The 640-nt window shown below is 40.8% G+C and carries 1 protein-coding gene; it reads left to right on the top strand.

Annotated features, from left to right (window positions below):
- Positions 1–327: 327 nt before the first annotated feature.
- A partial coding sequence (locus tag AB4486_RS26560) for a Solitary outer membrane autotransporter beta-barrel domain (protein ID WP_372119759.1) occupies positions 328–640 on the top strand: 313 nt, incomplete at its 3' end.

Here is a 640-nt window from a genome sequence, read left to right as displayed (position 1 = left end):
GTTCCTGCGTGTCATCCAGCGTTAATTAGTTCTTATGAACAATCACTTCGCCTATCAGAGTTGTAAACAGTCATTTCACTGGGTATGGCGTATTATGGTAAGTTCCCGGTTTCAGAATGATCCAAGATAAGACTCCAATTTAGACAGAGGCACATATGATTATTCATTTTAGAATCCAAGACGTAGAAGAGCTTTGGGGAGCCATCGATTTGGCAACGCTCTTGCAGTTGGAACTGAGAGCAGTATCAACCACACCGTTAACTCTCTGATTGAAATAGTTAAGTTACCAATTACACTTGAAGCATAAGTTTGAATGGAGTCAACTTAATGCTTTCACCCCAATCGCTGTATTCCTCTTCTATTGCTCTGATCTTAACTGGCCTTTTTTCATCCTCGGCCTATGCCTCAAATGAAGCGATTCAAAATCGTTTAGAGAAGATATTCGCGGCTTCTATAGCGTTGACTGACAGTGATGCGGTTTCTATTGGCTTTGTTGATTTTGACCCAAATTCATTTATCAATTTGAACGACAATGGTTTTGGCTCCGATAAAACCATCGATACTCGAAGCCAAGTGAGTGTGGGCTCCATTCCTTATTCTTCGGTGATTAACACCGATGATCCTGATCTTGACCTTATTT

The organism is Vibrio sp. 10N.222.55.C6, from assembly GCF_041473395.1.
In the GTDB taxonomy this organism is placed as follows: Bacteria; Pseudomonadota; Gammaproteobacteria; order Enterobacterales; family Vibrionaceae; genus Vibrio; species Vibrio crassostreae_C.
Note: the sequence above shows the minus strand (reverse complement) of the source record. Positions and strands in the feature narration are given on the sequence as shown.